General features: G+C 68.5%; 11 protein-coding genes. 10 read left to right on the forward strand and 1 reads right to left on the reverse strand.

What is annotated here, in order from left to right; translation table 11 throughout:
- The first annotated feature begins 208 nt into the window (after positions 1 to 208).
- Genes ABT061_RS47640 through ABT061_RS47655 form a run of 4 tightly spaced genes read left to right on the forward strand, consistent with a single transcriptional unit; the run spans position 209 to position 4,008 of the window.
- Positions 209 to 1,333 carry a polyamine ABC transporter substrate-binding protein gene (locus ABT061_RS47640; protein ID WP_350930334.1) on the forward strand — a complete coding sequence of 375 codons (1,125 nt, stop codon included), beginning with the start codon at positions 209 to 211 and terminating at the stop codon, positions 1,331 to 1,333.
- A complete protein-coding gene (locus tag ABT061_RS47645; protein ID WP_350930335.1) occupies positions 1,330 to 2,211 on the forward strand; it encodes an ABC transporter permease in 882 nt (293 codons plus the stop codon). The genes ABT061_RS47640 and ABT061_RS47645 overlap by 4 nt, the downstream gene beginning before the upstream one ends.
- A complete protein-coding gene (locus ABT061_RS47650) occupies positions 2,204 to 2,977 on the forward strand; it encodes an ABC transporter permease (protein WP_350930336.1) in 774 nt (257 codons plus the stop codon). The genes ABT061_RS47645 and ABT061_RS47650 overlap by 8 nt, the downstream gene beginning before the upstream one ends.
- Positions 2,977 to 4,008: an ABC transporter ATP-binding protein gene (locus tag ABT061_RS47655; protein ID WP_350930337.1), complete on the forward strand. Its 1,032-nt coding sequence runs from the start codon at positions 2,977 to 2,979 to the stop codon at positions 4,006 to 4,008. The genes ABT061_RS47650 and ABT061_RS47655 overlap by 1 nt, the downstream gene beginning before the upstream one ends.
- On the opposite strand, the gene ABT061_RS47660 is transcribed toward ABT061_RS47655, so the two are convergent.
- On the reverse strand, positions 4,002 to 4,610 hold the full coding sequence (locus tag ABT061_RS47660; protein WP_350930338.1) for a TetR/AcrR family transcriptional regulator: 609 nt from the start codon (positions 4,608 to 4,610) through the stop codon (positions 4,002 to 4,004). The genes ABT061_RS47655 and ABT061_RS47660 overlap by 7 nt on opposite strands.
- Before the next feature lie 125 nt (positions 4,611 to 4,735).
- Here ABT061_RS47660 and ABT061_RS47665 point away from each other — a divergent pair, with 125 nt between their 5' ends.
- The 6 genes from ABT061_RS47665 to ABT061_RS47690 all read left to right on the forward strand — a co-directional run bounded on the left by ABT061_RS47665 (position 4,736) and on the right by ABT061_RS47690 (position 11,920).
- Entirely contained in the window at positions 4,736 to 6,007 is a 1,272-nt protein-coding gene (locus ABT061_RS47665; protein WP_350930339.1) for a glycosyltransferase, read from the forward strand.
- A gap of 34 nt (positions 6,008 to 6,041) precedes the next feature.
- The gene (locus ABT061_RS47670; RefSeq protein WP_350930340.1) at positions 6,042 to 7,448 is read left to right on the forward strand and encodes an aminobutyraldehyde dehydrogenase; all 1,407 of its coding nucleotides are present in this window, start codon (positions 6,042 to 6,044) and stop codon (positions 7,446 to 7,448) included.
- Positions 7,449 to 7,645: 197 nt separating this feature from the next.
- Positions 7,646 to 10,543: a sensor histidine kinase gene (locus tag ABT061_RS47675; protein WP_350930341.1), complete on the forward strand. Its 2,898-nt coding sequence runs from the start codon at positions 7,646 to 7,648 to the stop codon at positions 10,541 to 10,543.
- Positions 10,540 to 10,962 carry a roadblock/LC7 domain-containing protein gene (locus tag ABT061_RS47680; protein ID WP_030906232.1) on the forward strand — a complete coding sequence of 141 codons (423 nt, stop codon included), beginning with the start codon at positions 10,540 to 10,542 and terminating at the stop codon, positions 10,960 to 10,962. The genes ABT061_RS47675 and ABT061_RS47680 overlap by 4 nt, the downstream gene beginning before the upstream one ends.
- Before the next feature lie 9 nt (positions 10,963 to 10,971).
- Positions 10,972 to 11,373, forward strand: coding sequence for a DUF742 domain-containing protein (locus tag ABT061_RS47685; RefSeq protein WP_084195143.1), 402 nt, complete (start codon positions 10,972 to 10,974; stop codon positions 11,371 to 11,373).
- Between the two features lie 7 nt (positions 11,374 to 11,380).
- On the forward strand, positions 11,381 to 11,920 hold the full coding sequence (locus tag ABT061_RS47690; protein WP_350930342.1) for a GTP-binding protein: 540 nt from the start codon (positions 11,381 to 11,383) through the stop codon (positions 11,918 to 11,920).
- Positions 11,921 to 12,035: the final 115 nt, after the last annotated feature.

The raw sequence follows: 12,035 nt of genomic DNA on the forward strand, positions 1-12,035 counted from the left end.
GCTGCTCCGTCCGTCGCCGGCTCGGGGAACCGTGTCGAGCCGGTTCCAGATTGAAGCTGGATTTAACAAACGGACCCAACTTTCCAGGGGTGATGTCGTGGGAAGTCTTGCTCAAGATAATGTTGACTGCAACACTCCTGCTTTGGTCTGCCGTGTCCCCAACGGCCGGTCTACCCCACTTACACTGAATTCTGAAGGAGTAGCGGCCGTGTCCCGCACCCGGTACCCCCGTAATCTTCCGGCTGCCGCCCTGGCCGTCGGCCTCGCGCTCGCAGTCTCGGCATGTGGCGGGGGGGCCGCGGAGACCGCCGCGCCCGCTGCCAGTGCCTCATCGGCGCAGCTCAACCCGAACGCCGACCTTTCCAAGCAGAGCATCACCATCTCCGTCTGGGACGGCTACACCCCCAAGGAACTGGCCACCGAGGTCAAGGAGAAGCTCAAGACCGACCTCAAGGTCACGCTGCACGACACCAACGAAGTGATCATGGCGAAGCTCACCAGCGGCGCCGACACCGGGCTCGACGTGGCCTTCGTCTCCGGTCAGTACGCCCAGGCGCTCAACGAGGCCGGGCTGCTGGAGCCGCTCCACCCCGAGCTCATCCCGAACCTCGCGAACCTCTACCCCGAGGCCAAGGAGCTCTCCTACGACAAGGGCAACGTCTTCTCGGTTCCCTATACCTGGGGCACCACCGGCATCTGTTACCGGACCGACCTGCTGAAGACCGCTCCGACGAGTTGGAACGACATCCTCGACCCGCCGGCCGACGCGGTCAAGAAGGTCACCATGATGACCACCGAGCGCTGGCTGGCCCTGCCAGCCATCAAGGCGCTCGGCTACTCGGTCAACACCAAGAGCGACGAGGAGATCGCCAAGGTCAAGGCGAAGCTGCTGGAGACCAAGCCGAAGCTGCTCGGCTACGACGACACCACCTTCGGCGACAAGCTGAAGAGCGGCGAGGCCGTGATGGTCGAGGCGTGGGACGGCTGGTGCCCGACCACCGAGAAGAACATCAAGTTCGTGGTGCCGAAGGAGGGCAGCGACCTGTGGGTGGACACCATGGTCGTGCTGAAGTCCTCCAAGAACAAGGAGGCGGCACACGCCTTCATCAACTACATCCTGGACCCGAAGGTGCACGGCTGGGCCGCGGAGAACATCCTCTACAAGGTCCCGAACAAGGCCGCGATGGACGCGATGAACCCCGAGCTCAAGGCTGCCAACGCCCCGCTGCAGATGAGCCCGTCCGACCTGCTCAAGGGTGAGTCGATCATCGACCTGGGCGAGGACTCACTGAAGTTCACCAGGCTCGCGACCGAGGTCGCGGCCCAGCAGTGACACGCTCCACCACCTCCGGCGCGTCCGTGCGATCACGGGCGCGCCGATCGCGTGCCCTGGGAAGGCTCGTCTTCCTGGGGCCCGGACTGACATACCTGATCGTCCTGCTGGTGATCCCGCTGGCGCTGCTCATCAGCTTCACGGTGTTTCGCAGGGGCCGCTTCGGCGGCGTGGTCTACGAGGCGACGGGGGAGAACTTCACCCGCCTGCTCGACCCCCTCTATCTCGACGTGCTGATCGGCTCGCTGAAGCTGGCCGCGATCGCCACGCTGATCGCCCTGCTGGTCGGCTACCCGACGGCCTACCTGATCGCCCAGCTGCCGTCGAAGTGGAAGACGATCGCGCTGGTCGCGGTCGTGCTGCCGTTCTGGACCAACTTCCTGGTACGCATCTACGCCTGGATCGTCCTGCTGAGCGGTCCCGGGCTGGTCAACAGCACCCTGATGGACCTGGGACTGATCGACAAGCCGCTGGAGCTGCTCTACAACCAGGGCACCATCGTCACCGGCCTGGTGTACTCGTACCTGCCGCTGATGGTCCTGCCGCTGTACGCGGCGATCGAGAAGCTGGACCCGCAGCTCCGCGAGGCGTCGGCCAACCTCGGCGCCGGGCCGGTCCGCACGTTCGCCTCGGTGACGCTGCCGCTGACCCTGCCGGGTGTGTTCACCGGTTGCCTGTTCGTGTTCGTACCGAGCTTCGGCAACTTCATCATCCCCGAGCTGCTCGGCGGTGGCCGTTCCATCATGGTCGGCAACCTGATCAGGGACCAGTTCCTCAAGGCACGCGACTGGCCGTTCGGGTCCACCCTCGCACTGGCGCTCATCGCCGTGCTGATCGTCCTGCTGCTCGCGCAGGCATGGAGTGCCCGACGTGCGTAGACCCCGACTGCTGTACGTCCCCTTCTGGGCGACCTACGTCTTCCTCTACACGCCGATCGTCGTGCTCGTCGTGATGTCCTTCAACGCTGGCGAGTCCCCCTACGTCCACGAGGGCTTCAGCCTGAAGTGGTACGGCACGCTCGCCGAGAACGCCGACATTCGCCAGGGCCTGGTCAACACGCTGATCGTGGCCGTTGGCTCCACGGTGCTGGCCACGGTGCTCGGCACCCTGCTGGCCGTGGGCCTGGCCCGCCACACCAGGTCGCGGGCGCTCGACGCGCTCGGCGTGCTGCCGGCCGTCCTGCCCGACCTGGTGCTGGGCATCGGCCTGCTGGTGTTCTACGCCATGATCAAGTCGACCCTCGGGCTGCACTCGGTGCTGCTGGCCCACACGGTGTTCGGCATGGCGTTCGTGACCGCGGTGGTCCGCACCCGGCTCACCCACGCCGACACCTCCCTGGAGGAGGCGTCCAGGGACCTGGGGGCGACGCCGTTCACCACGTTCCTCCGGATCACGCTGCCGCAGCTGGCGCCGGGCATCCTGGCCGGCGCGCTGCTCGCGTTCACCCTCTCGATCGACGAGTTCGTCATCGCGTTCTTCACGGCGGCGCCCACCACGCCGACCCTGCCCATCGTCATCTACTCAATGGTCCGCTTCGGGGTCACCCCCGAGATCAACGCCCTGGCCACGCTGCTGCTGCTCGTGAGCTTCACCGCGGTGATCGTGACCCAGCGGATGACCCGACTGACGGAGTCGCTGTCCTAATGCTGAAGATCACGGGTGTCAGCCGCCGGTTCGGTGACGTCACGGCGCTGTCGGACGTCTCCCTGGAGATCCGGCAGGGCGAGTTCTTCGCGTTGCTCGGCCCCAGCGGCTGCGGTAAGACGACACTCCTGCGGATCCTGGCGGGCTTCGAGTCGCCCGACGAGGGCACCGTCACGCTCGACGGCGACGACCTGCTCGGCCAGGCGGCCCACCGCCGCCCGGTCAACCTGATGTTCCAGTCGTACGCGCTCTTCCCGCACATGACCGTGGCCAAGAACGTCGCGTACGGCCTGGAGCGGGAGAAGCTGGGCAGGGCGGAGGTCCGCGGCCGGGTCGACGAGGTCCTGGAGAAGGTCGGGCTGGAGGCCATGGCCGGCCGTAGGCCGCATCAGCTCTCCGGCGGCCAGCGGCAGCGGGTCGCGCTCGCCCGCGCGATCGTCAAGCGGCCGCGCCTGCTGCTGCTGGACGAGCCGCTGTCCGCGCTGGACAAGAAGGTGCGCGCGGAGATGCAGTTGGAGCTCAAGCGGCTCCAGAACGAGGTCGGCATCACCTTCGTCGTGGTCACCCACGACCAGGAGGAGGCCATGTCGCTGGCCGACAGGATCGCGGTCTTCAACGCCGGTGGGGTCGAGCAGGTGGACGCCCCGGTGGAGCTGTACGAGCACCCGCGCACGCCGTTCGTCGCCGGCTTCGTGGGGGCCAACAACATCTTCGAGGGCAGGGCCTGCTCGGTCGGCCTGGCCGGCGAGGAACTCGGCATCCTTCCCGGGACGTCGGACCTGCCCGACGGCACGCCCGCGTTGCTCGCCGTACGACCGGAGCGGATCAGGCTGGACGACGAGGGCAAGGGCGTGCTGAGCGGCGAGGTCGTCGACGTGAGCTTCTACGGCGGCGTCTCGCACGTGTCGGTACAGGTGAGCGGGCGCCGGCAGCCCGTGCTGGTGGCCACCCAGGGGGCCACCCAGGTCCAGGCGGGTTCTGAGGTGGCGCTCGGCTGGGCCGAGGGGGACGGAGTGCTGATCCCTCAATGAGACGAGTTGAGCGGGTGGTTCGTCGCGGTCCTGGCGTAGTCGAGGATGAGTTCCGCCGCCTCCTGCGGGCCGATCACCGGGTGGCGGGCCGTTATGCGATAGCCGTACGCATCCTCGAGCGCGACCAGGTTGCGGGCGATGAGCAGGGAGTCGCCCGACAGCGTGAAGGTCTCCAACGCGGCCCCGGTGTCCAGGATGCTCTGGTAGAGCGAGACCTGGCGGTCGTAGAGGGTGGTCAGCAGCAGGGCGTACATCCTGTTGCGGGGCGCGGCTCCGCCGAGCTCGTTGAGCAGCCGGACGTCCGGGTCGTCCGGACCGTGCGGCAGCCCCGAGCGGACGGTCACGACAAGCTTCTCCACGGGGTCGCGCATGCCTTTGATCCGCTTGAGCCGCTGCTCGTAGAAGCGCTCCATCCCGGCGTGGTGGGCGTCGACCAGCAGTTCGCTGAGACGCGGGTAGTGGTACAGGACGGCCCCGGAGGTGAGCCCGGCCTCCTCCGCGACATGGTTGAGGTGCACTCCCTCGGTGCCGTGCCGGATGATCGCCCGATGTGCGGCCGCGATGAGATCCAGGCGCCGGTCCGCCCGTCCCTTGCGCGTCATATTCCCCCGCTCGTTGAAAACCACGCTCTGTGCCGGGGTCCATAGTGACTGTTTTCTAGAATTTTTGCTAGCCGAGAATTCCACCATTCTTCAAAAGCCGCAACCTCTAGACGTAAGGAGGCGTGATGTCCCTCACGATCCTGTTCATGCCGGAGAGCGCCTACGGGCCGACGAACAACTGCATCGGCATCGGTGACATTCTTCGTAAGCGTGGGCATAGAGTCGTTTTCGCAGCTGAGGCCTCCTGGAAGGGGAAATTGGAGGCCCTCGGATTCGAGGAGGACCTGGTCGATCTCGCGCCTCCGGCAGAAGAGGAGCAGGACGCCGGGCAGTTCTGGAAGGACTTCATCAGGGACACCGCACCGGAATACCGGAAGTCCACTCTGGAGCAGCTGGAGACGGTCACCAAGCCGATCTGGGAGGCGCTTATCGACGGCGCCAAGTACTGCGAGCCGCAGTTGAAGGAGATTATCGAGCGCGTCCAGCCGGACGTCATCGTCGAGGACAACGTCATCACCTTCCCGGCGCTGCTGACGGCGGGCAAGCCGTTCGTCCGGATCGTCTCCTGCAACCCGCTGGAGGTGCGCGGTGAGGGCGTCGCCCCGGTCTTCTCCGGGCTGCCCGCCGACGACCGGTCGCAGTGGGGTGCCTTCAACGCCGAGTACGACCGCACCCACCGCGAGATCTGGACCGCCTTCAACGAGTGGGTCGTCGAGCAGGGCGCCGACCCGCTGCCGGACCTGGACTTCATCCACGAGGGTGACCTCAACCTCTACGTCTTCCCCGAGATCGCCGACTACGTCGACGCCCGGCCGCTGGGCGACTCCTGGCACCGCCTGGACTCCTCGGTGCGCGAGACGGACGGTGGTTTCGAGCTCCCCGCGTCGCTGGCCGGGCGGGACGGCTCGCTGGTCTACTTCTCGCTGGGCTCGCTCGGCTCGGCGGACGTCTCGCTCATGCAGCGGGTCATCGACGTGCTGGCCACCACCCCGCACCGCTTCATCGTCTCGATGGGTCCGCTGCACGAGGAGATCAAGCTGGCCGACAACATGTGGGGCGCCGAGTTCGTCCCGCAGACCAAGATCATTCCTATGGTCGACCTGGTCATCACGCACGGCGGCAACAACACCACCACCGAGGCGCTGCACTTCGGCAAGCCGATGATCCTGCTGCCCCTGTTCTGGGACCAGTACGACAACGCGCAGCGCGTCCACGAGCTCGGCTACGGTGTGCGCCTGTCCACCTACACCTTCTCCGACGAGGAGCTGACCGGCGCGCTGGACAGGCTCCTGGGCGACGGCGCGCTCCGCGAGCGCCTGGCAGCCGCGGGCGAGGAGATCCGCGGGCGGGACGGCCTGCGCAGGGCGGCCGACCTGATCGAGCGGGCCGGCGCCTGACGGCTCTCCGCACCACCACGATGAGGGAAGTTCCATGGGCAAGTTGATCAATCCGGCGACCGGCGAGCTCCTGAGGGAGATCGCCGACACCCCGATCGAGGAGGTGGCCGCCGCCGTGCGGCGGGCCCGCGTGGCGTTCCGGGAATGGAGCGCCGCGACCCCGGCCGAGCGGGCCAGGGTGCTGCTGCGCTTCGCAGATCTCGTCGAGGCCGACGCCGAGGAGCTCACCCGGCTGGAGGTCGTCGAGACGGGCAAGCCCGCGGCGGTCTTCCGCGACGGCGAGCTGCCGTTCGCGGCGGACAACCTCCGCTTCTTCGCCGGGGCGGCCCGTTCGCTGGACGGCACCGGTGCGGGGGTGCTCAGCTCCGGCTACACCTCGGTGCTGGTGCGTCGTCCGGTGGGCGTCGTCGGATCGATCGCCCCGTGGAACTTCCCCCTGGTCATGGCGGTGTGGAAGATCGGCCCCGCGCTCGCCGCGGGGAACGCGGTGGTCATCAAGCCCGCACCGCAGACGCCGGGCACCACGCTGCGGATGGCCGAGCTGTTCGCCCGGGCCGGCGCGCCCGACGGCCTGCTCCAGGTGGTGCTGGGCGGCGCCGAGGTGGGCGAGGCCCTCGTCACCGACCCGGGCGTCGACATGGTGAGCGTCACGGGCTCCACCACGACCGGCCGCGCGGTCATGCGCGGCGCCACGGGCTCTCTGAAGCGGGTCCACCTGGAGCTCGGCGGCAAGGCTCCGGCGCTGGTCTTCGGTGACGCGGACCTGTCCGAGATGGCCAGGGGCGTCGCGATGGGCGCCACCTACAACACCGGCCAGGACTGCACGGCCGCGACTCGCGTCTACATCTCCCGGGAGGTGTACGACGAGGCGGTCGAGGCGCTGCACGCGACGCTGGCGCGGATCAGTGTGGGCGACCCCTGGGATCCGGCCACCGACATCGGCCCGCTGATCTCCGCGGTGCACCGCGACCGCGTGCACGGCTTCGTGGAGCGATCCGTCGCCGCGGGCGCCTCCGTGCTCTGCGGCGGCGCCCCGCTCGAAGGGCCCGGTTTCTACTACCCGCCCACGCTGGTTTCCGGCGCGACCCAGGACAGTGAGATCGTTCAGGGTGAACTTTTCGGTCCGGTACTGGTCGCCCTGCCCTTCGACGGAGAGGACGAGGCGGTCCGGCTGGCCAACGACACCGTCTACGGGCTGGCCTCATCGGTCTGGTCCAGGGACGTGGCCAGGGCGCTGCGCGTGTCGCATCGGCTCGATGTGGGCGTGACCTGGGTGAACGACCATCTGCCCATCGCCTCTGAGGCGCCGCACGGCGGGGTCAAGGGGAGCGGCTTCGGCAAGGACATGAGTCAGGAGGCGGTTGGGGAATACTCTGTGACCCGCCACCTGATGATCAAGCACCAGGCTCCGGAGGTGAAGGATTCCTTCCGGCCGGCCTGAAAACTTTGTAGCCGTATGTCCTTTTTGCGGGGATTTATCGGCATTTACTCCATTCGAAGTGACATAAAGGATGTGCTCAAATTGCTTTCGCCGTTTCCAAATCCGGCGAGGGGTTACGTAGGCCAGTGATGACACAAGACCGCCGGAGCCACCGCGCGTCAGGGGTGGGCAGTCGACTCCTGCCGGCGAACTGGCGCGTGCGTCCCCGTCTGGTCGCGCTGATCCTGCTCCCGACCGCCGCGGCCGTCCTGCTCACCGGACTTCAGCTGACCACCGCCCTCGCCACGGCCGGTGAGTACCGCCGGATGACCGAGGTCGCCTCACTGGTCGAGTCGCTCGGCACGCTTGCCCACGAGATGGCCGAGGAGCGCGACCTCACCGCCTGGTACGTCGCCGGCGCCACTCGCGCCCGGCTCACCAAGGTCAGGGAGCAGCGTGGGGTGGTCGACCGGAGCAGCAAGCAGACGCTGGCCGCCATGGAGGACCTCGACGAGTCGCAGGCGGTCCGGGTCCGTACCGAGGTCGCCCAGATCCGCCGCTGGCTCAACGGTCTCCCCGGTCTGCGCAGGCTGATGACCGACGGCAGCGTGCTGCCCCGGGCGGCCCTCGGCATGTACTCGCGGATGATCACCGACTTCATCACCCTCCACGACGACCTGGGCCGCAGCGGCGGCGACGAGCGCCTCATCGGTGACGCGCTCGCGCTGGGCGCGCTGACCCGGGCCAAGGAGCAGGTCGCCAGGCAGCGGGGCACCCTCCTGGTCAGCTTCCTGGACCGCAAGTTCGACTTCGACGACCCCGCCGACCTGCTGGGCGCGTACCGGAGCCAGCTGAGCGAGGAAAACGCCTTCCGGGCGACCGCCTCGGCCGCCGAGATCAAGCGCTTCCGCGACGTGGTCAACGGCCCCAAGGTCGACCAGGCCGACTCCATGCGCGCCCTTGTCATGTCCCTCATGCGGGAGAACAAGCCGCTGGAGCGGATCGGCGGCGGCTGGCTCAGGAGCGCCGACACCTGGTACAGCGCCTCCTCCGCGATCGTGGACAACATGCGGACCGTCGAGCGCGGCCTGTCGGCCGCGGTGGTCGCCCGCAGCCAGGAGATGGAGAGCGCCGAGCAGCGCAGCGCCGCGATCTCCGGTGTCTCGATCCTGGTCCTGCTGGTCCTGATCCTGCTCATCACCGCCTGGGTGGCCGGCACGCTCGTCCGGCCGCTGCGCAAGCTGCGCAGCGAGGCGCTTGAGGTGGCCGACACCCGGCTGCCCGAGACCGTCCGGGTGCTGCGGGAGTCCGGAGACCACGCCCCGAACATCGAGGTGCCCTCCATCGGGGTGGCCTCCCGTGACGAGATCGGGGAAGTGGCCAGGGCCTTCGACGAGGTGCACCGCGAGGCCATCCGGCTGGCGGGTGACGAGGCCCGGCTGCGAAGCAACATCAACGCGATGTTCGTCAACCTCTCCCGGCGCACCCAGTCGCTCGTGGAACGCCAGATCGACCTCATCGACGACCTGGAGCAGGGTGAGCAGGACGAGAGCCGGCTCGGCAGCCTCTTCAAGCTGGACCACCTGGCCACCCGCATGCGCCGGAACTCCGAGAACCTCCTGGTCCTCGCCGGTCAGGAGCAGAGCCGCCGGTGGAGTGAGCCGGTTCCGCTCAGCGACGTCGTCCGCGCCTCGCTGTCGGAGGTCGAGAACTACGAGCGGGTGAACCTCCGGGTCGAGTCGGGCATCTCGATCATCGGCCAGGCTGTCAACGACATCGTCCACCTGGTCGCGGAGCTCGTCGAGAACGCGATCTTCTTCTCGCCGCAGGACACCAAGATCACGGTGACCAGCAACGGCAACGAGATGGGCGCCGTCATCCTGGCGGTCACCGACGCGGGCATCGGCATGAGCGACGAGGAACTGGCCGAGGCCAACCGCCGGTTGGCCGAGCCTCCCGCGGTGGACCTTTCGGTCTCCCGCCGGATGGGCCTGTTCGTGGTCGGCCGCCTGGCCATGCGCCACGGGATCAGGGTCCAGCTCAGGCGCCCGGAGACCGGCGGCCTGAGCGCCGTCGTGCTCCTGCCGGTGCAGGTGGTGGCCCAGGGCACGGTGCTGCCCGAGATGGCGATGGCCGGGCAGGGCGGTATGCCGTCCGGTTCCTTCGGCGGTCCCGCAAGCTCGTTCTCCTCGGTGAACCCCGACCCGTTCGGCTCCGCTCCGAACCCGGACCCGTTCGGGACCGGCGCCGGGCGCGGCGGCCGACCGCCGGCCGGCCTCGGACAGCCTGCCCAGGCGCAGCCTCAGACGCCTCCCCAGGTGCCGGCGCCGACGTCCGGGGATCTCTGGTCGGGGCCGGTGGTGCCCGCCTCCGCGGTGGAGGACCTGTGGTCGTCGCCGCTGGCGTCGACCCCGGCGCCGTCGTTCCCCTCGGCCTGGCCCGAGACCTCCTCGTCCGACCTGTGGACACCGCAGCGGCTGGAACCGGTGGAGAACACCCAGGCCCTTCCCGCGGTCGAGGTCTCGCCGACGGAACCGGAGCCGGAGGAGTTCCTGCCGATCTTCGCGGCGGTGGGGTCCGACTGGTTCCGCAGCAGCACGTCCGTCGCACCCGAGCCGGAACAGGAGCAGGAGGCAGAGTCCGATCCCGAGCCCGTCGCCGAGGCCAGGCCCCGGCTGCTGGAGCAGCGGGTCAGGCGGGGTCCGCAGGGACTGGAGACCCAGAACTTCCCGCAGATCTCGCACTCCGCGCCGCAGCCTCAGCAGCAGCCGGGGCAGCCGCCGCAGCAGCAGGCACAGCCGCCCAGACCGGCCGCGCCCGCGGCCGACAGGCAGCCGTGGAGCACCCCCTCGGATCAGGGCTGGGCGGCCGCCGAGGTCGCCAAGAAGCCGGTGGAGGGCGGCGTGACCGGAGCGGGCCTTCCCAAGCGGGTGCCCAAGGCGAACCTCGTTCCCGGAGCCGCCTCGGCGGCACCGGCTGCGCCGGCCCCCTCGATGCCGCCGATATCGGCGGATCGGGTGCGCAGCCGCCTGTCCAGTTTCCAGCAAGGCGTACGGCAGGGACGCGCTGAGATGAGCGAGCGCGCCAAGGCCGTCGAGGGAGAGAACCAGCAGTGAACAACCAACTCAGCCAGGCCGCCCGCGGCTTCAACTGGCTGATCACCGAGTTCGTCAAGGAGATGCCCGGAGTGGCGCACGCGGTGATCGTCTCCGCGGATGGGCTCCCGCTGGCCTACTCCCAGGGGTTTCCCAAGGACCGGGCGGACCAGCTCGCCGCTATCACGGCCGGTCTGATCAGCCTCACCCAGGGCGCCTCACGAGTCTTCGAGGGTGGTCCTGTGGCACAGACAGTGATCGAGATGCAGCGGGGCCTTCTGCTGACCATGTCGATCAGCGATGGTTCCGCGCTGGCCGTACTGGCCTCGCCGGACTGCGACATGGGCCTGGTGGCCTACCAGATGACACTGCTCGCAGAGCGTGCCGGGCAGGCGCTTACGCCTGCGCTACGGGCCGAACTGCAGTCGGTTCAGCGATAGGGGGGTGATATGGACGCACCAGGTTGGCGTGGGCCGGGGGAGGAACCCCAGAACACGTCTCAGGCCAAGAGCGGGCGAGACCGGTTGATTCGCCCGTACGCTGTGACCGGGGGCAGGACCGCCCCCCGGATGCAGCTAGCTCTCGAGGCACTGGTCTCCTCGGCGACGTTGGCGGGGGTGGATCCCGCCACGCTCTCCACGGAATATCAGGCGATCATTTCGCTGTCCCGGCAGGTGCGCTCGGTTGCCGAGCTCTCTGCCCTGTTGCGCATGCCACTTGGCGTGACCCGGGTACTGATCGCGGACATGGCGGCCGAGGGCCTGGTGCAGATCCATCAGCCGTCGCTGGATGCGGGTAAGCCGGATCTCAATTTGCTTGAAAGGGTGCTCAGTGGGCTTCGCAGGCTCTGACGCCGGGATGACGTCGACGAAGATCGTCGTCGCCGGCGGGTTCGGTGTCGGCAAGACGACCTTTGTCGGCGCGGTCTCCGAGATCATGCCGCTGACCACGGAAGCGGTGATGACAGAGGCCAGCGCGGACGTCGACGACCTCTCGCACATCCCGACAAAGCGAACCACCACGGTCGCCATGGACTTCGGCCGGGTCTCGCTGGACCGCGACCTGATCCTGTACCTGTTCGGTACGCCGGGTCAGCACCGGTTCTGGTTCATGTGGGACGACCTCGTGAAGGGTGCGATCGGTGCGATCGTGCTCGTCGACACCCGGCGGCTGGCCGACAGCTTCCCGGCGATCGACTACTTCGAGGAGGCCGGACTACCGTTCGTTGTGGCCCTCAACGGGTTCGGCGGATCGCACATTCACGGTGAGGAGGAGGTGCGGGAGGCTCTGACGATCGCCCCGCACATCCCCGTCGTCCGGACCGACGCCCGGTCCAGGGACGCGGTGAAATCGACCTTGATCACCTTGGTCGAGCACGTCCTCACACTCAGGGTCTGATCTCCTGGCGCGGGGGGGGGCCCGCCAGGAGGGGGGGCGGCCCCCCCCGGTGGCCCCCCCGGTCAACAAAGACGCGCCGGGGGGGCGCCGCGGCGCCCACCAGCACCCCCGGAGC

The sequence above is a fragment of the Streptosporangium sp. NPDC002544 genome (assembly GCF_040295965.1).
Lineage (GTDB): Bacteria > Actinomycetota > Actinomycetes > Streptosporangiales > Streptosporangiaceae > Streptosporangium.

Coding starts and splice junctions, on each gene's coding strand:
- ABT061_RS47685 (WP_084195143.1), top strand. CDS start 10,972: ATGGACGCACCAGGTTGGCGTGGGCCGGGGGAGGAACCCCAGAACACG.
- ABT061_RS47690 (WP_350930342.1), top strand. CDS start 11,381: ATGACGTCGACGAAGATCGTCGTCGCCGGCGGGTTCGGTGTCGGCAAG.
- ABT061_RS47665 (WP_350930339.1), top strand. CDS start 4,736: ATGTCCCTCACGATCCTGTTCATGCCGGAGAGCGCCTACGGGCCGACG.
- ABT061_RS47660 (WP_350930338.1), bottom strand. CDS start 4,610: ATGACGCGCAAGGGACGGGCGGACCGGCGCCTGGATCTCATCGCGGCC.
- ABT061_RS47655 (WP_350930337.1), top strand. CDS start 2,977: ATGCTGAAGATCACGGGTGTCAGCCGCCGGTTCGGTGACGTCACGGCG.
- ABT061_RS47670 (WP_350930340.1), top strand. CDS start 6,042: ATGGGCAAGTTGATCAATCCGGCGACCGGCGAGCTCCTGAGGGAGATC.